Source organism: Rhodobacter lacus, assembly GCF_042683065.1.
In the GTDB taxonomy this organism is placed as follows: domain Bacteria; phylum Pseudomonadota; class Alphaproteobacteria; order Rhodobacterales; family Rhodobacteraceae; genus Rhodobacter; species Rhodobacter lacus.
On the sequence record NZ_JBHUIX010000009.1, the window covers coordinates 376804 to 401817 of the forward strand.

General features: G+C 61.3%; 20 protein-coding genes and 1 CRISPR repeat array. Of the genes, 10 read left to right on the forward strand and 10 right to left on the reverse strand.

All coding sequences use genetic code 11. The annotated features are described in order from the left end of the window. Positions 1-225 precede the first annotated feature (225 nt). The 4 genes from ACFSM0_RS09415 (at position 226) to ACFSM0_RS09430 (ending at position 5512) form a co-directional block, all read left to right on the forward strand. Positions 226-630, forward strand: a complete 405-nt coding sequence (locus ACFSM0_RS09415) for a MobC family plasmid mobilization relaxosome protein (RefSeq protein WP_377389660.1) — start codon at positions 226-228, stop codon at positions 628-630. After that, entirely contained in the window at positions 627-3263 is a 2637-nt protein-coding gene (locus ACFSM0_RS09420; protein WP_377389662.1) for a relaxase/mobilization nuclease domain-containing protein, read from the forward strand. Before ACFSM0_RS09415 ends, ACFSM0_RS09420 begins: the two co-directional genes overlap by 4 nt. 242 nt (positions 3264-3505) lie before the next feature. Beyond that, a complete protein-coding gene (locus tag ACFSM0_RS09425) occupies positions 3506-4774 on the forward strand; it encodes a phospholipase D-like domain-containing protein (protein WP_377389664.1) in 1269 nt (422 codons plus the stop codon). Further along, the gene (locus ACFSM0_RS09430) at positions 4775-5512 is read left to right on the forward strand and encodes a hypothetical protein (RefSeq protein WP_377389666.1); all 738 of its coding nucleotides are present in this window, start codon (positions 4775-4777) and stop codon (positions 5510-5512) included. A 326-nt stretch (positions 5513-5838) separates the two neighbouring features. Here the strand turns inward: ACFSM0_RS09430 and ACFSM0_RS09435 are convergent, their stop codons facing one another. The 8 genes from ACFSM0_RS09435 to ACFSM0_RS09470 all read right to left on the reverse strand — a co-directional run bounded on the left by ACFSM0_RS09435 (position 5839) and on the right by ACFSM0_RS09470 (position 16327). Beyond that, complete coding sequence (locus ACFSM0_RS09435; protein WP_377389668.1) at positions 5839-6702, reverse strand: CBASS oligonucleotide cyclase; 864 nt, start codon at positions 6700-6702, stop codon at positions 5839-5841. A gap of 132 nt (positions 6703-6834) precedes the next feature. Continuing rightward, positions 6835-7125: a CRISPR-associated endonuclease Cas2 gene (gene cas2 / locus ACFSM0_RS09440; RefSeq protein WP_377389670.1), complete on the reverse strand. Its 291-nt coding sequence runs from the start codon at positions 7123-7125 to the stop codon at positions 6835-6837. A 339-nt stretch (positions 7126-7464) separates the two neighbouring features. Beyond that, positions 7465-8814, reverse strand: coding sequence for a CRISPR-associated endonuclease Cas1 (cas1, locus tag ACFSM0_RS09445; protein ID WP_377389672.1), 1350 nt, complete (start codon positions 8812-8814; stop codon positions 7465-7467). Beyond that, positions 8765-9502: a reverse transcriptase domain-containing protein gene (locus ACFSM0_RS09450; protein ID WP_377389674.1), complete on the reverse strand. Its 738-nt coding sequence runs from the start codon at positions 9500-9502 to the stop codon at positions 8765-8767. The genes cas1 and ACFSM0_RS09450 overlap by 50 nt, the downstream gene beginning before the upstream one ends. Positions 9503-9540: 38 nt before the next feature. Further along, positions 9541-9849: a CRISPR direct-repeat array (repeat unit 38 nt; unit sequence TGTCACACGGCCGTGCCCGCATGAATGCGGATTGAGAC). A 145-nt stretch (positions 9850-9994) separates the two neighbouring features. Beyond that, a complete protein-coding gene (locus ACFSM0_RS09455; RefSeq protein ID WP_377389676.1) occupies positions 9995-12034 on the reverse strand; it encodes a TIGR03986 family type III CRISPR-associated RAMP protein in 2040 nt (679 codons plus the stop codon). 3 nt (positions 12035-12037) lie between these two features. Continuing rightward, positions 12038-13279 carry an RAMP superfamily CRISPR-associated protein gene (locus tag ACFSM0_RS09460; RefSeq protein WP_377389678.1) on the reverse strand — a complete coding sequence of 414 codons (1242 nt, stop codon included), beginning with the start codon at positions 13277-13279 and terminating at the stop codon, positions 12038-12040. Beyond that, complete coding sequence (locus ACFSM0_RS09465) at positions 13272-14903, reverse strand: RAMP superfamily CRISPR-associated protein (RefSeq protein WP_377389680.1); 1632 nt, start codon at positions 14901-14903, stop codon at positions 13272-13274. The genes ACFSM0_RS09460 and ACFSM0_RS09465 overlap by 8 nt, the downstream gene beginning before the upstream one ends. Further along, positions 14900-16327: a Cas10/Cmr2 second palm domain-containing protein gene (locus ACFSM0_RS09470; RefSeq protein WP_377389682.1), complete on the reverse strand. Its 1428-nt coding sequence runs from the start codon at positions 16325-16327 to the stop codon at positions 14900-14902. The genes ACFSM0_RS09465 and ACFSM0_RS09470 overlap by 4 nt, the downstream gene beginning before the upstream one ends. A 141-nt stretch (positions 16328-16468) precedes the next feature. Here ACFSM0_RS09470 and cas6 point away from each other — a divergent pair, with 141 nt between their 5' ends. Then, complete coding sequence (cas6, locus tag ACFSM0_RS09475; RefSeq protein ID WP_377389684.1) at positions 16469-17419, forward strand: CRISPR system precrRNA processing endoribonuclease RAMP protein Cas6; 951 nt, start codon at positions 16469-16471, stop codon at positions 17417-17419. A gap of 416 nt (positions 17420-17835) precedes the next feature. Here the strand turns inward: cas6 and ACFSM0_RS09480 are convergent, their stop codons facing one another. Next, positions 17836-19485, reverse strand: coding sequence for a hypothetical protein (locus ACFSM0_RS09480; RefSeq protein WP_377389686.1), 1650 nt, complete (start codon positions 19483-19485; stop codon positions 17836-17838). Positions 19486-19789: 304 nt separating this feature from the next. On the opposite strand from ACFSM0_RS09480, the gene ACFSM0_RS09485 reads away from it, so the two are divergent. Beyond that, positions 19790-20434, forward strand: a complete 645-nt coding sequence (locus ACFSM0_RS09485; RefSeq protein ID WP_377389688.1) for an NYN domain-containing protein — start codon at positions 19790-19792, stop codon at positions 20432-20434. A gap of 3 nt (positions 20435-20437) precedes the next feature. Here the strand turns inward: ACFSM0_RS09485 and ACFSM0_RS09490 are convergent, their stop codons facing one another. Continuing rightward, positions 20438-20917 (reverse strand): 3'-5' exonuclease, encoded by a 480-nt coding sequence (locus tag ACFSM0_RS09490; RefSeq protein ID WP_377389690.1) that lies wholly within the window; start codon positions 20915-20917, stop codon positions 20438-20440. Positions 20918-21907: 990 nt separating this feature from the next. On the opposite strand from ACFSM0_RS09490, the gene ACFSM0_RS09495 reads away from it, so the two are divergent. The 4 genes from ACFSM0_RS09495 to ACFSM0_RS09510 form a co-directional block, all read left to right on the forward strand. Further along, on the forward strand, positions 21908-22459 hold the full coding sequence (locus tag ACFSM0_RS09495) for a hypothetical protein (protein ID WP_377389692.1): 552 nt from the start codon (positions 21908-21910) through the stop codon (positions 22457-22459). 155 nt (positions 22460-22614) lie between these two features. Then, on the forward strand, positions 22615-23151 hold the full coding sequence (locus ACFSM0_RS09500) for a hypothetical protein (protein ID WP_377389694.1): 537 nt from the start codon (positions 22615-22617) through the stop codon (positions 23149-23151). Between the two features lie 76 nt (positions 23152-23227). After that, positions 23228-24358 carry an AAA family ATPase gene (locus ACFSM0_RS09505; RefSeq protein WP_377389696.1) on the forward strand — a complete coding sequence of 377 codons (1131 nt, stop codon included), beginning with the start codon at positions 23228-23230 and terminating at the stop codon, positions 24356-24358. Next, a partial coding sequence (locus ACFSM0_RS09510) for an AAA family ATPase (protein ID WP_377389698.1) occupies positions 24315-25014 on the forward strand: 700 nt, incomplete at its 3' end. The genes ACFSM0_RS09505 and ACFSM0_RS09510, both read left to right, overlap by 44 nt.

The window sequence follows — 25014 nt, forward strand, 5'->3', positions numbered from 1 at the left end:
CGCACCCCTGAACACAAAATTCGGAAAATATTCGACCCGGCATGCGACCCAAGTAAAAGAGGAAAGAGATACGGTCGAATGGCTTTATTGCGAATAACTCAGGAACTCTATTCGTGAAAAAGTATTTCCTGTTATTTCCCTGCGGCTTGTCGAGCCGAGCTCTCCGCGCCGCAGATAGGGCGGTAGAGATAATAATGTGTGCGAAGATTTTCTGGGTGGCGATTTATGATTCGTGTGGAGCTGAAAACACGCGGAGCAAAAATGGCAAGAACTGGAGACGGAAAGCCTCGATCTGAGAAACGACGCGCGACATATCGGATTTCAAAGAGGGTCTCGGCGGACGAGTGGAGCGCATTTCAAGAGCGCGCTCGCGCAGAGGGATTCGAGAGTTGGCAGGAATTTCTCAGTGCGTTAGTCTTGGAAAAAACAGAGGTGAGGAATATTCAGAAACGTGATCTGACTTTGATGCTCGGACACATCGGCAAGATCGGGTCGAACATCAATCAGATCGCGCGACACCTCAACTCGGGTAAAATGAAAGCGGTCAGCGCTGAAGAGATGAAGCTGATTGCCGATATTCCGGATCAACTAGACTCGTTCGGCAGGGCAATACGAGATATGCTGAAATGATCTGCGAGGTGATTACCAAGGAAGGAGAGCCCGGGTCCGGCGGGGGGCGCGAGGCTTTCCATCCCGGCATTCTTTACGTGTGCGAAAAGGGTTCACGCATCGCCATACGAAATCTGTCGTGCAGAAGCTGGACGGATGCTGCGGAGGAAATGAACTTGACTTCTCAGCTCTCCACCAGGGTGCAAAATCCTTATTATCATATTGTCCTCCCCTGGCATGAGACCGAGCGTCCAACTGAGGCGCAGCAAATCGCGGCGATGGACCGCATGCTCCGGGCCCTGGGGTTGCATGAGCATCAGGCCGTTATCGCGACGCACGATGATACACCGCGCCGTCATGTGCATGCCGTGATCAACACGGTCCATCCGCTCACCGGGAGGGCCTGGTCGAAATCGAATGATCGACGCAGAGCGGAACAGGCATGTCGGCAGATCGAGCTCGAGATGAGATGGCCCCACGATCGCGGACAGTATGATTTCGTCGTGCAGGAAATCGAGGGCAGAAAATCCGTCAAGCTGGTCGCGCGGCCGGAGGAGCACTACCGGGAGATCAAGATGGCACGCGAGGGCGGGCGGCGGAAGAAGACCTCGGCACAGATCAAGATCGAGAAAAAGACAGGGATCGAGGTCTTCGATCAAGCGATCCCCGACCCGCTCAAGATCAAGCTTTGGAAAGCGCTCGACACATGCAGGACCTGGCAAGACGTTCACACCGCATGTCACGATCTGGGGCTTCGGTATGACAGGTTTGGATCCGGTGCGCGGGTCTATTTGGTCGGCTCGACGGAATTCGTCAAAGCAAGTTCTTTCGGCGCGCGCCTCTCGATCTCGCGGATGGAAAAGCGGTTCGGCGCCTTCGAGGCGGCCGAGGCTATGCCGAAACGAAATCCCGGCAGCGATCTATCCTCTACCTGCGGCCTGATCGGTCAGGTGGCGCACGAAGACGAGAAAGCGACGCGCGCCGCGGCGTTCAAGACAACCCTTCTGCGCCGCATCTACACCGAAATTCACATCGACTCGCGTGTCGCGCGGGAAATCCGCTTCGTCAATCTGGCAGCATTGCCGCCGCAGATCACGTTCTGTTCCGGCGCGGTCGTCATGGATCATGGCGCGCGCCTGTCGACGACGGCCTCCTCGCACGAGACGAGGGCAACGATGATCGCGATGGCGACAGCGAAAGGTTGGTCGAGCGTGACCCCGACGGGCAGCGCAGACTACGTTCGGCAGATTTCGGTCGAGGCCGCGCAGGCGGGGCTGCGGGTGACGGGCGTTCCCGCCGATGTCCAGGCCGAGGCCGACCGGATCTTCGAGGCACAGCGGCAGAGACGACGTCTCGATGCTGCCGAGCATGCGGCGCAGGCGGCCCATCTCGAAGAGATGACGGAGCGCGAGGATGCGCTGCAACGAAACAGCCGGTTTCGGACAACGGTCGCGGCCGAGAAACGCACCATGGACGGCGGGCGCGATCACGAACCGTCTCTCCCGTTGGATGCGCGACATGTGCCTGAACCGCAACCTGCCCCAAATGCGGCGCGTCACGCTCTGGCGAAGATCAGGAACTGCCGGAAAACCGTTCGCGACAATTATCGCGACGAATTGGAACATCTCAAACGGCTCGATATCGGCGTCATCGCGGCAGCCGGAGGCTGGGCAGACGTGTCGCGGACGCATCGCGACAGCTCGGACAAGCAAGGCCGCGCCTTCCGCATCTATCAGCGCGGCGGCGACACGATCAAATGCACGCTTAAGCCGGGTGGCCGCTGGCTTTGGGTTTCGAACAAAACCGGTGAGAGCGGCACCGTCGTTGACCTGTGGCGGCGCGACAATCCGGGTCGGACACTGGGCCACGCGCGGGCGGCGCTGCGGGATCTCGCGGGCACCGCGCCTGTCATGGTCGAGGCAGCACTGACCGGCAGATCTCCGACACCGCCCGATCACACCGAGGTGCGGCGCCGCTGGGAAGCTGCCGGACTCGTCGGCCAGAGCACGAGCTATGCGGAAAAGCGTGGGATATCGAAAGCGACCCTGCGTCGCTTCGCCGACGCCCTGCGCTGCGGGGCATTAGGTGGCATCTATTTCGCGCATCGCAATCTGGCAACGGAGCACATTCAGGGCTTCGAGCAGCGGTGGGAGCGCGATGAGGAAAAGAACAAGGCTCGATTTGCAAAAGGTGGACGCAAGTCGGTCTGCATCTTGGGCGACCCAAGCATGTCCCGCCGCATGGTCGTCCTCGAGGGCGGCCTCGATGCGCTGGCTCTGGCGGAGATCGAGAACCGTCACGACACGATTTACGTTTCGACCGGGGGCGGCTTCGGCCCCGAGACGGAGCGCGCCCTGATTCACCTTGCCGCTGGCCGGGAAACGCTTGGAGCGTTCGACAATGACCGCGCGGGTGAGGCGATGCATGCGACACTCGCCAAGATCGTGACCGGGGCAAAACGGCTGGCGCCGCCAAGCCGGGTGTCGGGGACGGATGTGAGTTGCAAGGACTGGCTCGACGTTTTGAACGCACGGAAAGAATCAAGCGCGGCGCGCCGGATCAGCGCGGGGAACGCCGCCGGGACCAATCGAGAGAGTGACAACGACGAACGCCTCGGGGCAGAGGAAGATCGCAGCACTCCCGACTTCAACTGAACGCCCAACAGCCATACGAGGATAGCGCGTCCAGCGTCATTGATGCACCCGGCCCAATCCGGACTTTCGACTGAACTTCATGATGCTGCAGCGCAGCGCGTTGAACCTGCCATTCGCTGCATTCGCGAATTCCACACCAAGAAAGCATTACACTTTGCCGACTGGCTATATGCCATCTAGAGTAGTCAGGTGACGGAAGCGCTCGTAGCAAGCTCCCGAACGGCATTTCGACGAGGAGCGGTATGAGCAGGATATTTTCAAACGGTCCCAATAAAGATTTTGTCGTCAATCCCTTTATGCACCTGATTGCGGGGTCATCGCGGCTGCATCTGGCAGCACCCTATTTTACGCAACCGGACCAGCTTTTGGAGGCAGTACGAGAGGGCAAGACGGTAAAGTTGCTCATCGGTCTGAACGAAGCGACCAGCCCGCAAGCACTGCGCAAGCTATATGAGGTGCCGGGTATCGCGATACGCTACCTAACCAGCCGATTCCACGCAAAAATCTACATCTTCGACCAAGCTGCCCTGCTGGGCTCGTCGAACCTGACCGATGGCGGCATGCGCGCCAACCGCGAAGCGGTCATCCGGCTCGACCGTGACGATGATGCCGACGCCGTCGACGACATCCGCGCACTATTTATCGAGCTTTGGGATGCCGGACAGGTCCTGACGCGAGAAAAGCTCGATACCTTCGAGAAAACCTACAATGAACTGAAACGCCGCACACCCGATCCCGAAAAGGAGATCGAGGCCGCACTGGGACAGGCGCAGCCACGCAACATCAATGTCAAAAGCCACGAGAAATCCAGCGAGCGCGTATTCCTAGAAACCCTAAGGCAGGAAGTCTACGAACAGTACCGCCCTGCCTTCAGCGAGGTGACGGCGATCCTCGACGAACATGGATATCGCCGCCCTGATCTCGCAAATGTTGGTATCGAAAACGAGACCAACCGCTTCCTGAACTACGTCAGACTGACCCATGTGATCGGCGATGAGGCATGGCAGACTGCCCCGCTGCGCAGCGCCGAAGGGCGTCGCAAGGAGATCATGCACTACGCGCAGGAATGGGTGGATGTTGCCAATAACAAGGTGCCGGAGGACTACGCCGCCTGGCTTGAGACGGTGAAACGAACATTCGGCACACGCGAGGCCATCGAAGCTGCCAGCAAGGAAGAAATCACCGACGGCCTGATGTCACTACACGCCTTCACAGAACAGCTGCGCTTCGTCAAAGGAGGCCTGAAAAACCTTCCCGCTGAATTCTGGAAGGCGAACAACGACGATGTCGACCGCATCAAATCCACATTGACCTACCTGCTGCACGGCCCCGGCGATTTCATCCAGCGCTTCCACGATGTACTCTATGATCGCTCGATCAAGCTGAAGCGCTTTGCTTATTTCTGCGCCCTTGAGCTCTACGGCACTGTCAAACCCGACGAATGCCCGCCGATGAACGGACGCATGGCCAAAGCGTTGCGGTTCCTCGGCTTCGATGTGAAAGGGGCCTGATTGGCAAAACGCAGTACAATTATCGGCGACATCACGCGGCGCACCCCCATCTACAGGGTATTCCCGCGCAATCGCTTCTTTGAACTCTTTGACGAGAAAAAGAACGCCTTGGTCTGGCCGACCATGTGGGAAGACCCGTTCGAGAATTTCATCCTGAGATCGCCTGTCCGCACTGCCGCTGGCGAGATCGGAGAATTCGCCTTCCACGAGGATGTCTATGGCCAGTGCTGGACGCTCAAGAAGAGATCGGATGCGATGTGGCGCATCTACTCGCCGAAAACGGATGCCGTCCGAGTCAGGACAACGGTTGGCAGACTGATCGACAGCCTTTGCGCTGCCAACAAGGGTGTGACCAACGATAGCTGCTTCATCGGCAAGGTTGACTATCCGCCTGATTTCAAACTCAAGGAATTCGCGCGTACGGTCTTCGAGGACGGTTTAACCGCCGAAGCCGTTGCCAGGTCCCTGCTTAAAAAGTGGGATGCATTCGAACACGAGGCCGAAGTCCGACTGATCTATTTCGAAGGACAAAACAAAAAGCATGACGGCGGCGTCTATAAATACGCACTCGACCCGCATGCCGCGTTTGACCAGTTCATGATCGACCCGCGTATGTCCTACAAGAAATTCTGCACGTTCAAGGACGAGATCGTCGCGCGAACCAGCATCGACAAAGCACGCATCAAGCGCTCACTGCTCTACAAACCACCTGAAGGCTTCGTCGTCGAAATACCGTGACGGAGAGGATGAGCGTGGGTAGCGGTTCGCGGCCCATTGCCGCTCTTCGCCCCGCCCGGCAGCGATTTTCGAACCGGTCATTCGAGCGCACCGCAGCAAGAGGCGCACGCAGCCCAAAGCTGTCAGCCCTTCGGAGCGCGGCGCAAGGCCTCGCATCAACTCCGCCTTCAACCCCGATGCGCGATGAATGCGGTTGTTTGCTGCCGCGCTCGACTACATCGAAACGAACGCACCGAATTTGAAACCGCCCGAAGAAAGGCCCGCGGCAAGGAAACCTTGGGAGAGACGCTGCCGCGCCCTGGTACGTCGTCGCATTCTTGGCCGGGTTACCCGTATGCCGGGAAGAATTCCCCGAAAAGACGTCTCCAGCACTCCATGGATGTCTTGAGATACCCGTATTGAGCATTGCTCTCGGCTTGCACCGCGATGTTGTAGGCTTCATCCAACCGCCGTGAGAGCCTTTCCCTATCTGCGGGCGAAAGCCACGGTGCGATGTCGTCGCCGTATCCCGCAGGATCGGCGACCTTCGCCCAGATCGCAGCTCGCATCTTGTCAAAGACCCAGCGAACGCCGCTCGGATAGTCCGTGATCACCACACCCTGGAGAACATGCATGACCATCACCTCAAGGTGAAACGACCTCAGTGGATACCCCTGCAGCCGGTTCCAGCATTTCATCATCTTGATCAGCGGGACCATTATTCCGTTGTGGCCCTTGTTCAAGAACGACCACATCTGCACATGCTCTTTCGGGTCTGTGGCGATCCAGCGGTTCATGCTGGCGTCCGGAATAAGAAACCCGCCACCTTTCCGGCGGAACCCGGGCACCACATCGACCTCGAAATCGGTGAAGGTGATCGTCACCGCTTGCCCGGCGGGCTTGATCTTCGGCGTCTTCGGATACCGCGTCTTCAGCGTCGCCATGAGCGACGACAAAAGCGCCCCTTGCCCTGATGGAGCGTAATATTTCGGGTCAAGCACCACAAACACATCGATATCCGCCGCGCTCAGGGGCGCGATCATCGTGTGACGCCGATAGGATCCCGCCAAGAAGGACTCATGCACGACAAAACCCGCCTCGACGGCCTCACGCACGTTTTGCTGACGGGTCGAGGTCGTGTTTTCCTGCAAGGAGGTGATTTCCAGATTTGACCTGAACTGATGGAACGCATCGCAAATCGTCGTCGCCATGAAACACCTTGCACGCGGGACCGCTACGGCCCCCGATACGGTTCGTTGAAATGTCCTTGCCCCGAAAGGCGCTGCGGCCGCTCCTGTCAGCTTTTCGGGCAAAAGGCCAGCGCCCCCTCGCCGTGCCTCCACTCAGAACAGCCAATGGTCGCCCTCTGGTTCCAGCGGCACGGTGTCGCCAAAGACCCGGCTGCGGGTCTCGCCGTCGGCGCCCAGCACATAGACCCGCAGGCTGTCACCCGGATCGAGCAGTGCCGCCACGCGCTGCGCCACCGCCTCGGCGCGGTTGCGTGACATCCGGGTCTCGAACACCGATTTCTGCACCCGGCTGGCGGCCTCTTCAAGGATGGCTGCGGCTTTTCGTCTTTTGCGATTGGCGCCGATGTCATAGGAAAAGACAGTCAGCATTTCACCCCTGGCCATGAAATCCTCGTTGGAAAACCGCTAAGAGACAGCAACTGTTATGGAAATTCGCTCGAAAAGCAAGAATGTTGCGGTTCTCGGCCCGCCGCCGCAGCGAGCATGCGATCATGGTTGGAAAAGCCAGATTTTCCTTGATTTCGGCGCGCGGATTGCAGAGTGTGAGTCACACGGCCGTGCCCGCATGAATGCGGATTGAGACGAAACCACCAGCGCAATAAGCACCTTCTCCTCCTGAGTCACACGGCCGTGCCCGCATGACTACGGATTTCGGCCCTCGCGCCACGCACAGGGGGGGGGGCGGGCTTTTGTCGTGGTGCGGCTATGCAGGCTCTCAAAGGGTCAGTAGTCCTGAACCTGCGGCTCGAAGCTGCTCTCTTCGGGGGCACGGCAATGGCGGGCGAAGGCGCGGGCCTCTTCGCGCATCACAACGCGCAGCTTGTGCCGCAGCCCGCTGTGGCTCGAGCGCACGACACGATCAAGCGCAGCCTCGTAGCCTTCGATGATTGCGCGTTGCCCGGCCGAGGAAATCCGCGCACCGCCCTCGGAGAAATGCTCGGGGCGCAGGACCTTGCGGTTGAACAGCGTCACCGCCACCCCCTCGGTCAGAAGGGCGCGGAACCCCTCCATCAGATCATAGACACAGCCCTCGCCGCGGTCGGTGCTGGCATGCAAAACCCCGAAGCCGGGATGCAGCCCGGCCGAAAGGATCGCGGCCCGAATGTCGCGTTCCAGCAGTGCGCAAAGGTAATTCAGCACGGCATTCAGCGCGTCTTGCGCGGGGCGCTGCCGTTTGAAGCGTTTCGGTGCCCCCTCGCAAAGCGCGGCCAGCGCCGGCCAATAGACGGCCGCCGCCAACCCCTCGACACCGCGCAGCGCCTCAAGCGTTTTCACCCCGCGCAACCGCCGCAGACAGACGCCCAGCTCCTGCGCCGCCTTGACCGCCTTGGCACTCTCGGACCGCCGGTTGAGCACCTGTAGCCGCGCGCGCTGGTTGCGGATCCGCCCCGACACCAGCCGAAGGGCCAGCGCCAAACGCAGGCCGGGGTCCAGCACCACCCGCGCCTGCGCCAGATGCAATGCGCCATGATCCCCCGCCGGGGGAGAGGTGGTGCCCAGAACCTGACCGTGACCATCCAGATGGGCGATCTCGATCCCGGCGCCCAAGGCTTGCCGCAGGGCGTCGTCCTCGATCCCGACCAGCGGCCCGATCTCGATCCGCCCCACCCGGTGCTGCGCCAGCTGCACCAACGCCGTCCCCTCGGGCGACAGCACCCGGAAACTGTCGTTGCCCAGCGCCAGCCGCCGCCCCGGTTCGAACAGGCGCAACACGCGTGGCCCGGGGTCATATCCCGCCTCGGTCTCGTCATCGGGCGCAGGCGTCGGGGCGGTGGCTGGCGCGTCGTCCCCTTCGGATTTCAGCACTAGCGACCGCAGGAACAGATGCCCGAGAAAGGCGAACCCCGCGTCGAAATCGGTCACCGTCGTCCCGGCGGCGTCGATCGACAGCCCGCGTTCTGCCAAGGCCCCTCGCGCCACCTCCAGCGCGGCATGGGCGTCGGCCTCCTTGCGGGTCAGCAAGATGAAATCGTCGGCAAACCGCACCAGCGCCGCTTCGGCGGTCAGGGTGTCGTCAAAACCGTCAAGATAGAGGTTCGACAGCAAGGGTGAGAGCGGCGATCCCTGCGCCACCCCCCCGCCCTGGCGTGCCAAGCATCTGTCCGCCATGTTCCAGCCAAAGCCCGATCAGCGCGCAAAGCCGGGGCTCGTCGGGCAGCCGCGCCTCGACCAGGGTCAACAGCGGATCGTGGGGGACATTTTCGAAATAGCGCACGATGTCGCCTTCGACGACATGGGTGAAACCGCGCCGCCGCAGCAGCGCGATGCGCTCGACCGCCATGCGCACCGAGCGGTTCGGGCGATAGCCGAAGCTTGCATCGGAAAAGTCGCGCTCGAAAATCGGGCCCAGCGCCTGCGCCACGGCGGTTTGCGCGATGCGATCGAGGATGGCGGGAATGGCCAGCGGCCGGGTGCCACCGTCGGGCTTGGCGATGTCGAGGCGACGCAGCGGCGCGGGATGATAAATCCCCGCCCGCAAGGCCGCCGAAAGCGCCGAGAGCCGCGCCGCGGCGGCTTGCGCGAAATCGTCGAGGGTGACACCGTCGCCCCCGGCGCCGCCTCCGTTGGCGCGCACCTTGGCCCAGGCCCGATCAAGGGCCTGCCATGTGGTGATCCGGTCAAACAGGGTGTCGGGCAGGGAATCCTCGTTGGAAAATGTGCAGATATCTGGAATATAACAGAAAATCGCATCGCAGGACGAAAAATCGGCGGTTCCGCCGGATTTCGCGCCAAGGAAATGCCTCGATGGTTGGAAAAGCAACTTTTTCCTTGATTTCCACGCGCGGATTGCAGAGGGTAAGTCACACGGCCGTGCCCGCATGAATGCGGATTGAGACCCAAAGCTCCCAACCGGTCACACCAAAGTGAGTCACACGGCCGTGCCCGCATGAATGCGGATTGAGACACGGCGGCCTGTTCGGCAGGCGTCAATTTGTCACACGGCCGTGCCCGCATGAATGCGGATTGAGACTCCACTTTTCATGATGGAGCTTAGTGAACCTGTCACACGGCCGTGCCCGCATGAATGCGGATTGAGACCTTGTAGGGCAAATGTTCAAAGAGATGATAATGTCACACGGCCGTGCCCGCATGAATGCGGATTGAGACTGAAGACATCGCTCAGCTGGAGGAGAAGAATCGTGCGGCCCACGGCCGTGTCCGCATGAATGCGGATTTCAAGCCTGAGAACAGGACCGCTAAAACGCGAAAGAACCGGAGTTTCCTCCGGCTCTTTCGTCTTTTCCCGGCCGGTTCAATCGTGGTCGAGAAGCCTCGGTTTGCGTGACCTGCGGGCGTGATCGCGCAATTTGCGGTGCAGCGGCAGCGGCAAATAGCTCAACTGCCTCGCCCGCCCCAGCGCGCGGCCCTGCGCCGGATCGGCCCAAGCGAGGAGCGCCTGAACGGTCTCACTCTCGCGCCAGTCCGCCCCCATGAAGGTTTCGAAGTCCTGCATCCGCGCCGCGCAAAAGGCCGTGACCTCGGGGGTGTCGGGCGTGCCGTAGCGCAGCTCTATCGCGACCGGAGTGATGCGTGCCTGCCCCGCCCCGGCGGCCTTGGCGCGGCCAATCATATGACGCAATTGCGGATTGCCGCCAAAGGTCATTGCCCAGATCAGCGCACCGAGCTCGACCGAAGTGACATTGTGAAAGCGGATCTCGGCGGTGAAGGTGATCTTTTCGCCCCGACTGCGCGGCAGCAGGAACACCAGTTTCGAACGGATCTTCGTGTTCCGTGCGGCGTTCCCCTTGCTCGGAATCCAGCTTTGCAGTGTGGATTTCAGCGCGGATTCATCCGCCCCGCGGGCGGGATAGGTCTTGACCCCGGCCAAGGTCGAGGTGGCATCGGACCAGTCATGCTGCCCCTGCGCCAGATAATAGGGCCCGAAGGAGGGCTTGGGGGCGCTTTGGACGGTTTCCCATGTGTCGCTTGGGCGCACATCGGCATTCGAGGACAGATAGCCGAACCCGAAGCCGAGCCGACTGGCCAGATGCCTGTCCTTGTGCAGGGCGGCGGTGTTCTCGCTCGTGGTCTCGGGTTCGTGGACATAGCCAAACAGCGCCTCGGTCAGGTCGGGCTGGTAGTCCGGGCTGCCCGGCAGCGTCAGATGCGCGCCCGCATCGGTCCGCTCCAGCGTGTCCTTGACCGAATAAAGATGGGCGCGCTTGAAGACCCGGACAAGGCCGAAATCGGCCACGGCATGATCATGCGGCTCGCGTTTCAGATCGGCGTTGGAAAGCCAGAACACCGGGATACGGCCACCTGCTTTCAGGGTCGGCCAAAGTTCCTTCCAGTTGCCCTCGCGTTCGGGCTTGTGGCGCGACGGCGACGAGTTGTTGAGCTCGAAGGTCTCCCAGACCGCGTCGGGAATGGCCTGCGGCGCACCGAAGGGCTCATGCGCAAAGACGGCCTCGGTTTTCTTGAAATGACCCGGCCGTGGTTTGGCTTTGTCCTGCATGTCGAGCGTGCTGATACTCAGATCTTTGCTCGTCGGCGAAGCATTGGAGAAGACGAATACCCCGTCAATGTTGCCTCCCTCTTGTGGAACAACCTGATGAGCCTGGTTGCCCTTTTTGGCAAAGGCGGTCGGCGTGTCGAAGTTGAAACGCTTGGAGTTCTCCGGATCGACACGGTCGACAAGGCTATAACGGGCGCCAATTGACTTGTTCAGCCAGTCGTAATGGAATTGACCTGAATTGGCGTTGTCCATCAAATCGCGGATGCGGATTTCGTACCATTCGGTTTCCTGCAACACAGGTTTCTTATCCACCAGGCGCAGCCATCCGGCGCGTGGGCGCTTGCGCTCGGTATCCTTGAACAGCGGGTGGGAAAAATCACGGATTCCATAGCGGCGGTGCAGGTTCATCTGCCGGATGCGCGAGGCGCTTACAAGTTCGGTGACGCTGCGCAAGAGGCCGCGCAGGGTGGAGCCGGGCAGGACGTAATCCTGCCCCAGACGCACGGGCCTTACCTGCTGTGCTTCACTCTCGGCCCCAGTGGCTGGTCCGCCCACAAGCATCGGTCCATCAAACATGATCTCGACGGTCAAGCTACCCGAAAGCCCGGCAGGCAGAGGATGCGAATGCAATGTGCCCGCCTCCCACGCCTGGCGCACCTCTGGCTCGGCCAGTTTGACCTGCTCGGGCAGGGGGATGAAGCGAAAAGGTGCAGGCGGCGTCTCATACGAAACCGGAGCATTTTGCCCCTTGGCTCCATCTGAGGTCCCGTGTCTAGGCGCGTCGTGCCGGGGTTTGCGCTGAAAATGGTTGTCGCGGGGCTTGTCGGATGTGGACATCTGTTACTCCTCGACACGGAACCAGCCGAACCCGGCATTGACAGAATGACCAAGTTCGACGCCATTCCTGCGTACCATCTCGATCAAATCATCGAACAATTCCCGGTCGGTATCGTCCGCAAGGTCCGTAAGGCCCAATCGAAGCGTGAACGCCACGCCGTAATCGGTATCGATGGCGAAGAGGGCGTTGTCGATGGTGCCGCCAGAAAGACGGTCGATCTTGTTGGACATGAGCGTTTTCTTCCCGACGGCGGAAACATCCTCGGCAAAGACAACAAGACGTCCGGCGCGGGAGGTTGCCCCAAATAGCCGGGTGATCCTGTCCGTGACCGCGTCCTCGTCCAACCCTTGCCAGCGCAACTGGAATGCGTAATCGGTGCGCAGGACCCCGGAAATCGCCGAACCAGAGATCACCGGAACTTTGTTCCTGCGCAGCGCCCGAAGATGCGGCGCGTTCTGGTTTCGCTTCTTTTCCGTCTCGCGATCATAAGCAAAATCGTTGGTGAAACTCGGGCCTCGGTGCCTCATGCGCAAGCTGGTGAAGCGGGTGTTCGGTTCTGACGGTATGCCGAAGGACCTTTCGGGTCCCGGCACGAGCGCGCCATCTTCGGCGACGAACTGGGTTTCTCTGATCTCCCCTAGAAGCCGCACCCTTCCGTCGCCGCTGTTCGTGTCCTTGCCAATGGACACGCCCTCGTCACTCGCGAGCCCCTTGAATAAAAGGAACAATGCCTCCGCCGCACGCATTTGCTGCGCGTAATCGCCCCAAAGTTCAAGTCTGAGGCTGGCTGAGAACACGGTTCCCTGAGGAACCATCCATTTGGCAAAAAGGAAGTTCGTCTTGGATGTGCCCCGCCCTGCGTCTATCGCATTCTTGATCAAGACAAAGGCACCGTTCTGCATCGGAGTGGGCAGTGAGCCTTCGGGGGACGAAAAATGATGGGCATCATGAACGCGCAGGACACCCATGCGGCCTCCACCCTCGTCGGCTGTCGATTTCGGACTGCCGAACAGGAGAACCTGCGGCTCTGCGTCGAGAATGTCGCGCAGACAGCCTTTCAGGCTTGTCCCTGTGATAATCGGCAATTGATCGCAATCTCTGACAATGTCGGCAACCATCGGAGACTCTTCGTCATTGCCGGCCTCGGCGAATGCGGGGATGGGATCGCTCTGCCCGCAGCCGATATGCAGATCCGCAATCACTTCGAGCTCGAACCGAAAGTCTGATATGCGAAACTCAGTCATGGCGAAGGTCCTCGCGCGGGTTCACGGCGGTGACCTTGATTTCCCCGAAACCATTCTCGGGTTGGAACGGGCAACTGTCCCAACGCAAAGGCACTCCATCAATGAACGGGGGCGGAAGCCGACTATCGCGCAGATCAGAGAGTGCCTGGCCGAGATCGTCTCCTCGCAGAAGGAAGGTCGAGCCCGCAATGGTTACGCACCAAGGTCGGTATTCTTGTGCCGCCCCGCTCCGGTAGCGTTTGGAAAGATAACCGCCGACAATTCGCTGCGAAGCGTAAAAATCGACAAGCTCGACGGTGTGCGGGTGCAGAACTCGAGACCAGTAATCCTGATAAGCAGCCCCAGTTTCCACATCGTCAACCGGTGACGCAAGAATGGCATCCGTCGCCAAACTGACCGCGAATAGAGAACCTCTCAAGGGATCCCGGGTGGCTAGAACGGCAAAGCAGTCATGTACGGTTGCAATCGCACCGGTCCGACCGATCCCATGCAACCCATCGATGAGCATCGCGTGGAGGATTTCCCTCTCCTCCGCAGGAATTCTGCCGTAGTCGACATCCACGACAAACCTACCGTCAACCGGATCGATCGCATCGATCAAGAAGAGATTGCCCGTCTCCGCGATCTCTGTATCCTCGGTCACCGCTGTGTGGACACGGACTTCCCGTTTTACGCTTTCTGAAGCCTCGTTTTTCCAATCGATCTGAAACTCGATGTCACGAGAATACGGCTGTGCACACTGCCAGAGGTCGAACACCTCCCCCGTGCCAAGACTCCGAACTACGGACAACGGCAAGATCTCTTGCGCATCTTCAGGGCGCGCATGTGATATTGAAAGATCTGTCAGGGCGTTCGAGAACTTGGAGAGCACCCCAGCCAGATCTAGCTTGCGCGCCAAGGCGCCTTTTATGACTGCCCCGGGAACGGTGGACTGCCCGACCAAAACGTTGTCTGCGGCAATCCTTGCATCGACAAGATAGGGCCGGTCGAAGCTGAAAACGTAGCGGGTCCGCTCGGCAGGAGGAGCCTGATGCGACAATTCGGTCAAGTCCACCACGGTTTCATCGCTGATCTGGATGTCGACCACTTCACCGAAGCCCGCAGACTTCATCGCGCCGATTGCGGAAATCCAACTCTTCGCACGCCGCAATGCCTTACCGACCGATAAGTCTTTGCAAAACCATACGACATCTGCTTCGAACCGCACCGTCTTCTTCCGCGGCGCGACCAGCTCGACGAATAACAAATGAGCCTCTTTCGCGGCACCGGTCTCGGCATCGATTTCGACCCGATGGGTGATCACTGGAGCCAAGCCCTCGAAATCGGCTGCGATCGCATCGGAAAACAGCACGACTCCGGGCCTTGGAGCAAAAGAACCGCTCATGCCATCATCACTTGAGGCTGCACCGAAAATATCGTCAACCGTCAGCCCCGGCGCACCCGCGCGCAGAGACTTGGCAACCGCATCGCGAAAGACACCTTTCAGTTGATCTCGCGGAACGAAAGGAAGCCCCGCGCGGTTTCGATGCGCGACAAGGTCAATTCCCGGGATCACCGCCTCGGAATCCGGAAATATGAACGGGCTGCGTAGCGTCAAACAAAGGCGCGCGTGAAACCTTTTCATGCTGCCGCCTCCGCACCGTCTTGTGGCGGCGTGAAGAGCAACTCATCAAGATCGAGCCACAACATCAGGTCAAGAGCGACATCCCGCGGTTTCTCGCCCATATACGGCAGCGCATAGACCTCGGACCACGAGGCGTCTGACTGATAGTCCTCCGCATCGTGCAGGACGCGCAGATGATATTTCCGCATGAGCTCCCCTCGCTCTTCCGGCGAGGCTTGCACAAGATCGTGCGCCCGGGAGCGGGATAGAAACTGCCCCTTTCCCTGCGCCTGCCTGCGCGAAAGCAGCAGATCCATCAGTGCGCCAAAATCGCGTCCGGCAAAGGCTATATCACGCACGGACGTACCCGGGAAAAGCTGCCCGCGATGCGCCTCCAAACTCCGTTCCGGCGGGGACATCTTGAAGATGTCGAAGGTTATCGCGCCGCGCACCCCAGCCTGTTTCGAGAGCTTCACCCCGCGCTCGGCCAGATGCACAAGCTTGCGCACAGGCGCCTTGTAATTCGCCACAATGGCCGCCCCGGTGAAACTGACCGGATGTTCTGCAATCTCCGCCCCCGAGATCGCGTCCTGAAAATCACGGATCACTTCCAGAACGTCCCATGCGGGCACGACAAGCGTGATGTCGTCCCCGCCCCACAACAGCACTTCCATCCGGAAATGCCGGTCCTCCGGCGTGCGGCGTCTGCGGACGCCTTCGACCAACTGTTGCAGAATGGCCTCGGTCAACTTGCTCATCTGCGCCGAAAAGATCGCGTCGTCACCGACCAGACGACGCAGATCCCCCATCCGGTCGCCATCGAAATGCACAACCGCAATCTTGCCCTTCATCCCTTCGCGCAACCCTTTCGGCGGTGGGTTGACCAACTCCTCGAACGAGGCACACAATATGTCCTCGCCCACCAGATTGCGGGTGTCGTTGCGAAAGAAGTCCTGGCGGAACTTTCGGCCATGTTCAAGCCGGATCCGCGTCTCGGGCGAGAGTGGGCCCTTGATCGTGTCGTCCTTGCCGGGAACGGCCGGTCGCACCCGGTCCAAGGCATCTTCGCAGCTTGCCCCCGGAACCGCGCTCAGCTTTACCGTCCAGGTCTGAAATTGCTGGCGCCGATTGCGCCCGCGCGCGGCGGCGGCGGTATCGGCAACCGAAACCACCCATGACAGGGCCCGCCAAGGATTTTGCGCCAGCGCTCCACGCACCGCCGCCTCCACTACGGCGGCCTCGGCCCCTTCGAAGGCGATTTCGTAACTCGAGGCCCCGGCAAGACTGGAAACGATCCGCGCCCCCGCCCTGGTCACGACATCGCTGATCACCGGCAAGGCCCCATCCAGCAACAGCGACGCCCCCCGGATCACCGACAAATCATTGGTATCGTAAAGACATTGATCGAAGTTCACGCCTTCGACCACAAGCACCTTTTGCGCCATGCGTCGAGCCCGCCCAATTCACCCATACAGCCCCATCAGGCACACAATGTCGCGGGCAGGCAAGAAAAACGTTGACCTTACCGGCTTGTGAGCCCGCGACAGATTTGCAACTCTGTTCCGATCACATCCGGACCGCGCCTCGTGCCGCTATCAGACCGCCTCATCGCCTTCGATCCATTGCCCGAGGCGCATCCGCTTCTGGCCGAGCGTCTGCGCCGCGCCGGGACGACGCCGATCGATCTGGACGGGATGCATCGCGGCTGGCGCATCACCCGGATCTCGGCCTTGATCTGGAGCCCCCGACCGCTTGAACCAATGCAAGCGATCCCGCGTCTACGGGGCGCTTTCGGCACCGCCCTCGGGGCCGAGCGCCTTGGGCGCGGGGCGGCGGCCGCGGGCGCGCCGACCGCCGCAGAACTGTTCTTTCGGTCGCAGGGGCGGATCCATTTCTTTCACCCTGACGGCACGCCCTGCGCGGTTCAGGACCTGCCCAAGCCCTTCGTCTTTTCGCTGGACCCGCAGGGCGAGGGCTATCGGCTGTCACTTGATCTGTTCGGCTTTGCGGGCGAGTGCGCCGATGCCGCAGCCGAGGCTCTGCGGCGGGCGCTGGCGCTCGGGCTCGACATGGCGGGCGATCGCAAGCTGCGTCTGGCGTTGCTCGATCTGACGATCACCCGCGCCGAGGGCCTGCCTGCCCACGAGGGGCCGGTGCGACTGGCCGCGCTGGAATTTCTGACGCCGCTTTCGCTGCGCGCGGGCGAGATGCGCCACGCCGCGCCCGCCGCGGTGATCGAGGCCGCTTGGCGGCGCAGCGCGGCGATGGCGCTGTGGCATGGCGCCACTCCCTGCCTGCCCCGCCCCGCGAACAGCCCCGAGGGGGTCTGGCATGCGGCTCAAGCGGTGTCCTGGGTCAGCGGTTCACGCCGGCAAGGCCGCGTGATGCCGGGCGGCGGCGTGCAGGGGCATCTGGTTTTGGCCGATCCGGCGCCGCTTGATCTGTCGATGCTGCATTTCGGCACCACGACCCATATCGGCTCGCATACGAGCAAGGGCGCGGGCCGCTACGAGTTGCATCTGGTGCCACCGGGCTGACCGGCGCAACCTTCGAAAACAGACACGGCCGGGGGATTGGATGCCCCCGGCCGTGTCGTTTCCACAGCAGCCAATCCGCATTCATGCGGGCATGGGTCTCAGACAAAAAATCCCTTTTTCCTGAAACAACAGAAGGAAGTCTCAATCCGCATTCATGCGGGCACGGGTCTCAGACCAGGTTCATAGGCTCCACCCTGAAAAGTGGGGTCTCAATCCGCATTCATGCGGGCACGGGTCTCAGACTGGCCCTCTGGAGGGCATTGGTCAAGAAGAAAGTTTGCAGCCCGGTTTCCAACGATGCGACGACCTGCCCCGCCAAAGACTCGCTCCAGAACGGCATTTTCCGATTTCAAGTGTGATTTTCGGTTGAAGATCATTGCCTTGAAATTTTTCCAACGAGGAATCGCCTGTCCGGCCTATCCGAACAGCAGCCATGTCGCTCCTGACGCCAGCCCCAACAGGGCGGCCGCCGACAGCAACTTGTCCAGAATTCGGGCTCTTGCGGCGGGTGGTTGGTCACCCGGATGCGGCAACCAGACCAGCACCAGCGCCGCCAGCAGATAGGCGAGACAGCCCCAGCAAAACAGTTGCGCGATCGCGGTGCCGCTGATTGCCGCGGCCAGCGTAGCGTCGGTCGTGTCCACCCCGGCCAGAAAGTTCATACCGCCAAACCCCGCCCCCAGCGTGGCGGGCAGGAACAGCGTGGCAAATTCGGTCAGATCGCTTTGCGATTGCGCTATCTGGCGCTGCTCGATCATGCCGACGAAATCGGAGGCGTTCTGCAGTTCCGTCTCGACATCGGCACGCAGCGCATCCAGCCCCATGCTCGCGCGCAGCCGCTCGTTCATCTCACGCGCCTGCAGGTGGTTTGAGACATGGATGAAATGATAGCAATGGATGAAATTCAGGAAATCCTGCCGGGTGGCATGCACGCGGTCGGCCAGCCTGTCATGCGCCTCCGGGTCCCGGCCATCGGTGGCATGGCGGACGATATCGGTGATCCGGCGAGAAAAGGTCAGCATCGCCGCGAATTCGAGGATGGCGATGAAATGCATGCGCCGATAATGGCCCTCGAAATGGTGGACGATATGGTTTTCGAAGAACCAGCCATTGCCGACGAAGGCGTGATGATGCCCGGCATAGGTGATGCGGGTGGTGCTGCTGAAAGTCTCGCCCGGGGCGTGCCGGTCGTAAAATGCGGTCGGCAGTTTCCCGCGCAGGAAGCGGTCGTTGTAGGGCATTTTCAGCGAGTTGCCGGAACTGTCCGCTTCGGCGATCCGATGCCAATCTGCCTCGGAAACCTGTTCGAAGACGGCGCGGTCGCCCTCGCCCGGAAGCGGGGCAAGCCGGATGTAGCTCATTGCGGGGATGCGTTCGTCAAGCACATGGCGCCATTCCAGCGCACCGTTGCGGCGACTGGTAAATCTCAGACCGCGGGCGAACTCGGCCCACCAAGGGAAAAGTTCTGGCACCCGATTGGCGTTGAGCGCCTTGCGGGCGTCTGACGACGGTTGCGGACGCAGGATGTGCGTGGGGATCTTTCCGGATCGACGGGTCAGCATGACGGCCTGCGGACAATAGCCGGGCTGCTCGACTGCGTTCTCGATTTTCCAGAAGCCGGGGAAAGCACGGCGCACATATTCGATCAGGTCCAGCACCCGGGCAAGGGTCAGGCTCTGGTTCGGTTTCGCAACGATCTCAAGGGTGACAATGGCAACGCCGAAATCGAAGATGTCGAGTTCCAGACGCTCGACCCGAAAATCTGTCCCCTCGATTTCGATATCGCCGACGGGGTCGCCGGGAAGGGCAACGCGGAGATCTGCGATATCTGTCCGGTCAAAATGCCAATGCCCGCAGGCATCCTGATCTTCGGCCCGGGTATAGAGAAACTCTTGTACGAAATCGTGGAAATAGACCGCTTCTTCGTAGGAGATGCCATCGTCTTTCGCCGTGCGCTCGGTCCACTCGGTGCCGAGGTTCGCGCGAAGCTCCTTGATCTTGCGGCGCGCGTCAGAAGGGTCGCGCAACGAGAGTGGCCAGTGAAAGATCTGGCGAAAATCCGCCACAGCGATAGTTTTCGCCGATCGTCCGGACCGAAGATGAGCAGCTGGCACCATGATATCTCGCAGAAGTCGGGGCTCAAATCTCGAACAGGGTTAGGCGGCGCTTCTCCGACGGGCAAGGGAAATCCGTAGAAGGAGTCGCGGATGCGAGCGCATGCGACCTTGAGACAGGGTTTCCGCGGGGAATTTTCATTGCGAGCGCGGGAATTTGCGCTCAGGAAGGGGGGAGAAAAGGAAAAACCCCCGACCGGGATCGGGGGCCTGCTGGCGGCGTACCGCTTCGCGTGGATGTTTGCGAGGTAGCAGATTGAGCGAAAAAGATCAACCGGAAACGACGCTGGCGCGCGCGGCGCTTTATATCGACGGGTTCAATCTTTACCACGCCATCGACCGGCTGGGGCAGCCGCATCTGAAATGGCTGAGCTATTGGCGGCTTGGGCAGGTGATCTTGCCGCAACGGTCTCAGCGGTTGGTCCGGGTGGTCTATTGCACGGCGTTTTATCCGGGCTCGGCGGGCAAGCGCTGGCGGCATGAACCGGTGATCGCGGCGCAGCGGGCCGAGGGGGTGGAGGTGGCGCTGGGGCATTATGTGCATGAGCGGATGTCGTGCCGCAATTGCGGGGATCGGTGGGAAAAGCCGACCGAGAAGGCGGGCGACATCAACCTTGCGATCCATCTGATGCATGATGCGTTTGAGGATGTATTCGACCACGCCTATTTGTTGACTGCCGATTCCGATCAGGCGGCGACAGCGGCGATGTTCGCGCGCCGCTTTCCCGAAAAGCGGCTGACGACGTTGGCGCCGCCCGGTCGCGACCCTTCGGTGCATATCCTGCGCCACGCCTCGGGCGGCAAGATCAAGCTGAACACCGGCCATCTGGAGCGCGCGGTGATGGGCGCGGTGGTGGGCAAGGCGCGTCGCCCCGATGAATACGCCCCGCCGGAGGGGTGAAGCCTAGCGGCTTTGCACGAGATAGAGCCAGGCTTGCGCCATCGCCTCGGCATCGGGCCCGGCGCGGTGCGGATGCGGCAGCGTGGCGAGCAGATCCTGCGCGCGGCTGAGCGCCTCGGCCCCGAAGGTCTCGCAAACGGCGTCGTCGAAATGCATGAGATTCACCGGGCGGCGCAGCAGCATCGTCAGCCATTTGCCGTCGAATTCGGGGCAGTCGGAAAGGACATGGCCCCCAAGCCGCGCCTCGACCGCCTCGGCGACGATCTCGGCCGCGGGGGCGGTGTGCAGTTGTTCCCGCGCGATGCCGTGGATCTCTGCCGAGCGCGGATCCCAGTCGGCCTCGCGCCAGCCCGGGCGGGGTTGGATGAGGCAAGACCATGTCTCGATGCCGATGGGAGCAAGCCGGGACATGCCGATTTCGATCGGCCAACCGGTGAGGCTCGAAGCTTCGATGTCGATGAAGATGGGCGTCATGGTGGTCATGGGGAAATAAAATCCTGATCGGGACAACGGGCGATCACCGCTTACGCGGCGAGTGGGGTCGGCGCCCGAAACAGATCAACGTGACGGGTTGCGGGGGGTGGAAGCGGACGACGTCATCACCAAGTGATGGTTCATGAATTATCCAGATAAGTCAACGCAAGCCATTGCTTTAAAATGTAAATGTGAAAAATGGGGATCGGAGCCACAAAGCCGTTGTCCCTTGCGTTTTTCTGCGTGCGACCGGGGCTCGTAGGCCGAACGCGACAACCTGCGCCTTCACCTCATCCTGCCAGTGCCGTTGGCCAGATGCGTGGAGCTCCACACCCAGCGATCTGAGAAACGCATTCGTAAAACACATTGCGAAACGCACTCCCTATCTCACGATGAAAAGCATCTCGCATCCGACGACACGATCGGGAAGGTGGGAGAAAAACACCGCCTACACGCGAACAACGGCTATCTCCGATTGCTGCGACTGCGATGCCGCGACCTCACCGTCGGCAAACCGCCCGATACGACGGCATGGAGCGTGATGCCCCGCGAGACATAACAGGCATCGAGGGACGGCTTGATCCCATTTTCGTTGCGCTCATGTTGGGCAGCTTCGGTCGCCTCAGCGAATAGGGGCAACCGGCGGTTCAGGCTCAGAGCAAAGCAACAGAGAGCCAAGACCGGCCTCATCCGGACAAAGCTATCGCCTATTTGTCAAGGTAACCTTTCTCAATAAGATGCGCGGTCAACAGGCGCTCCACATAGGAAGCGACTGACCTCCCATCATTTTCAGCCGCCTTTTCGACAGCTTGTTTGACTGCGTCTGTTACGCGAACCGAAAGCGCGGAAGTTTTTGCCATGTGTTTACTTGTGTGCAGTTGACATTCATTTCGGATGAGTGCATATTAAACTCAGTTGCACACAATTGCAACGGGCTGAGGGGAAGGTGGAAGCTCCCCGCTCAGCCCTGACCACAAGGATCTTCAGAGGAGATCGATCATGGCGTTTGATACACCTATCACGCTCGCGGGCGGCGTCAAAGCGTCCCGCAGACTGCCCTTGGACGACAAACGTACCGTCCCTCAAACCAGCCCCGCGTTTGCAGCCTTTTCCCGGATGTCGGAAGCGCTGCTTGCTGCCAGCGACGGTTTTGAGATCGTCGAGCAACCGTGTTCGTGGGACCCGGCGATGGCACTTTTGGTCGACGATGCGCAAGGCGCGCTCGACCACGCTATGGCAACCGCCGAGCAAACGTGCGAGATGCGTCCGCTGCTGCGGTCGGATAGGCAACTGATCTTGGCGGCGCGGCTGATCAGTGGCTGTCTGGGCATCGCGAATCCGGTCGACCGCACCGCCCTGGCTTATTGTCTTCGGGAAAGTGGTGATTGGTTCGGCCAGCAGGACCCGGGGCAGATCAGCCATGCGGCGCGACAAATGCTGCGCCAAGCCCTCAATCGTCTTTGCGTTCTCTGCGAGGCGCTTGAGTTGACGGAAAACGCCTCGACTGAAACGCATCCCGATGAGGATGCCTTCGTCTTCAAGGACGCCTGACGCAGCAAGCCGCTCAGATCCGACAAACTGCGTTTGTCCGAACTCATGCGTTCTCGCGCGGCGAGATCGCCACCTTGGGATGCCCGATCACATTCGCATGGACCAACCTCCCCGGACCCTGGCCGGGGGTCTCTCCCTTATTGCCGAGGTGACTCATGTCCCAAATGCTCCTGCCTGGGCTTCTGCCCCCCGTCGAACCGCCGCCGCTGCGCACCTTCAGCGCGCCGACGGAGATGATCGACTATCCCGACATTCTGGGAACCATCCGCGCCACCCACGCAAAGCGGATCGGCGCCGCCGGGGAGCGGTTCACCGAGTCCCTCCTCATTCGCTGGGGATTTCACCCGCTCGAGGCGCCCGAGTCCGAGCCGTATGATCGCCTGCTGTTCGTGGGGGACGACCCGATCAAGCTCCAGGTCAAGACGGTCACACACCCGCGCGGGGGCTACTTCACCTTCTCCCTGGAACAAGGCTATCGGCGCAGCCCGGGCGGCCGACACAGGTATCAACACGGGGCCTATGATGTCGCGGCCTTGGTCGTCCTGCCGGAGAACGTGATCTATTTCAGCGCCGATCCTCGCCGCGTCCAGCGCGTGGCAACCACGGAGATCGCTTATCTCCGGCGCAAACCGCAGGCCAGTTTTCTCGACGCGATAGCTGCCTATCGGGAGCGCCGCGCCCTCGGCGCCTGATCTCACGCCCCCAGTTTGAACAGCCATTCCCCGACCGCCGCGGTCGGGGCCAGTCTCCATATTTCTGAGGCCCGCCATGACCAATCGCCAAAACCACCCCATCTCGCCCATCGCCGCTGACAAAATTACGGAATTTTTCACGGCCTATCTGTCCTTGGATTTTCCCTCAGAAGACGATCCGCCCGAGTTTCAGCCCGCCGAGAGCGATTATCCGGGTTCGCAGGGCATGACAAATCCGGATATTTCGCCCGATCCCCTGCTCGAGCTGATGCGCCAGGGCATCGCGGAAGCGGAGGCCGAGATTGCCCGGCGGGAGGCGGCAAAAGCGGGACCTCAACGGCGCCGCCCGAGCCGATCGGAGGCGGTCACACTCCTGTCTCTCGCCGCATTCGCCACCGCCCTACCTGCGACAGCGGCGCTGGAGCGCCTCTATTGGCCGGGCACCGTGACCGTTCTGCAGACGCCGCCCGGCTATGAAGCCGCCGTCGCGCAGGCCCTGTCATGGCCAACGTTGCGCCATCTGCGTGGCTTGGCTGCTGTCGGCGCCGATCGCGCCGATCCGAAATTGCGGGTTTTCAAGTCAGGGGCCTGCGCCTCCAGAGATCGTACGGCGGACCAGCGCAATTTTCGCGTGAAACTGGAGCCGCTGCTGGAGCAAGGCGCGTCGATCCTGCTCGTGACCGCCGACCGTGACGTGATCGACAACGAGCTTGCCGAGGTGACCGTGCTGCATCTGGCCTTGCCGCGCCCCACGCCGGAGGCGGTGCTTGCCGTGTTGCGCCTCACGCACCCCGACGATTGGGAGGCAGCCGACATCACCACACTGCTGCCGTCGCCCGCCGATCTGGCGCGGCTCTCCACCCGCTCGATCGGCGCGGCGTTCCGTGCCGAAACCGCCGCCGAGGTGGCGCGCCGTCTGACGGATCTCTCGCAGTCGTCCGCCGCGGCGACGGGCGTCACGCTCGATGACGTCTACGGCCAGCCTGAGGCGGTGCGGGTCCTGCGTGTGATGGCGACGGATCTGTCACGCTGGGAACAGGGCAGTCTCGACTGGGCACAGGTGACGGCCTCAGGGCTGCTGTACGGGCCTCCGGGCAATGGCAAATCGCTGATGGCCCAAGCACTTGCGGGGACGGCGGGCATCCCGCTGATCAGCACGCCCTATGCCGATTGCCAGCGCCATGGCCATCAGGGAGACATGCGATGAAATCGACAGTTTCGCTCGGCGCGGCGGCAACGGCCAGACGGATCGCTATCTCCGCGGTGTCGTCAACGGCCTATTGACCGAACTCACCCGATTGGCGGAGACGCCCGGCGTCATCGTGCTGGCGGCGACCAATTATCCCGATCAAGTTGATGACGCTGTCATTCGCAGCGGTCGGATCGACCTGCGGATCGGCCTCACGGCGCCGGATCTTGCCGGGATTTCAACACAGATCACAGCCGGGCTCGCAGGACTGCAGCCGCGCCCCCGGATCTCGGCCCAGACGGTCGCCGAGATCTCGCGCCAGGTGCTCGGTTGCTCCGGCGCCGATGTCGCCGCCCTGCTGCGGGCCGCCGCAACGCGCGCCCGCGAGGCGGGGCGCAGGCTGTCCGCAGCGGATATGCAGGCGGCGGCGGACAGAGTTTCTCCGAGGCCTGATCTCGAGCAAGAGGAGCGTATCGCAATTCACGGGGCGGGCCATGTCGTAGCCGCCTGGGCGATGCGCCGCCCGGTGCCGCGTCGCGTCCGCCTGACCCGGCAGGGCGGGTTCGTCGAGTCCCGGCGCGCGGCGTTCCACACGCTGCGCAGCGCGAATGACGAACTCGTGGCACTGTTCGGAGGCAGGGTGGCGGAAAAGCTTTTCTTCGGAAACGCCTCCA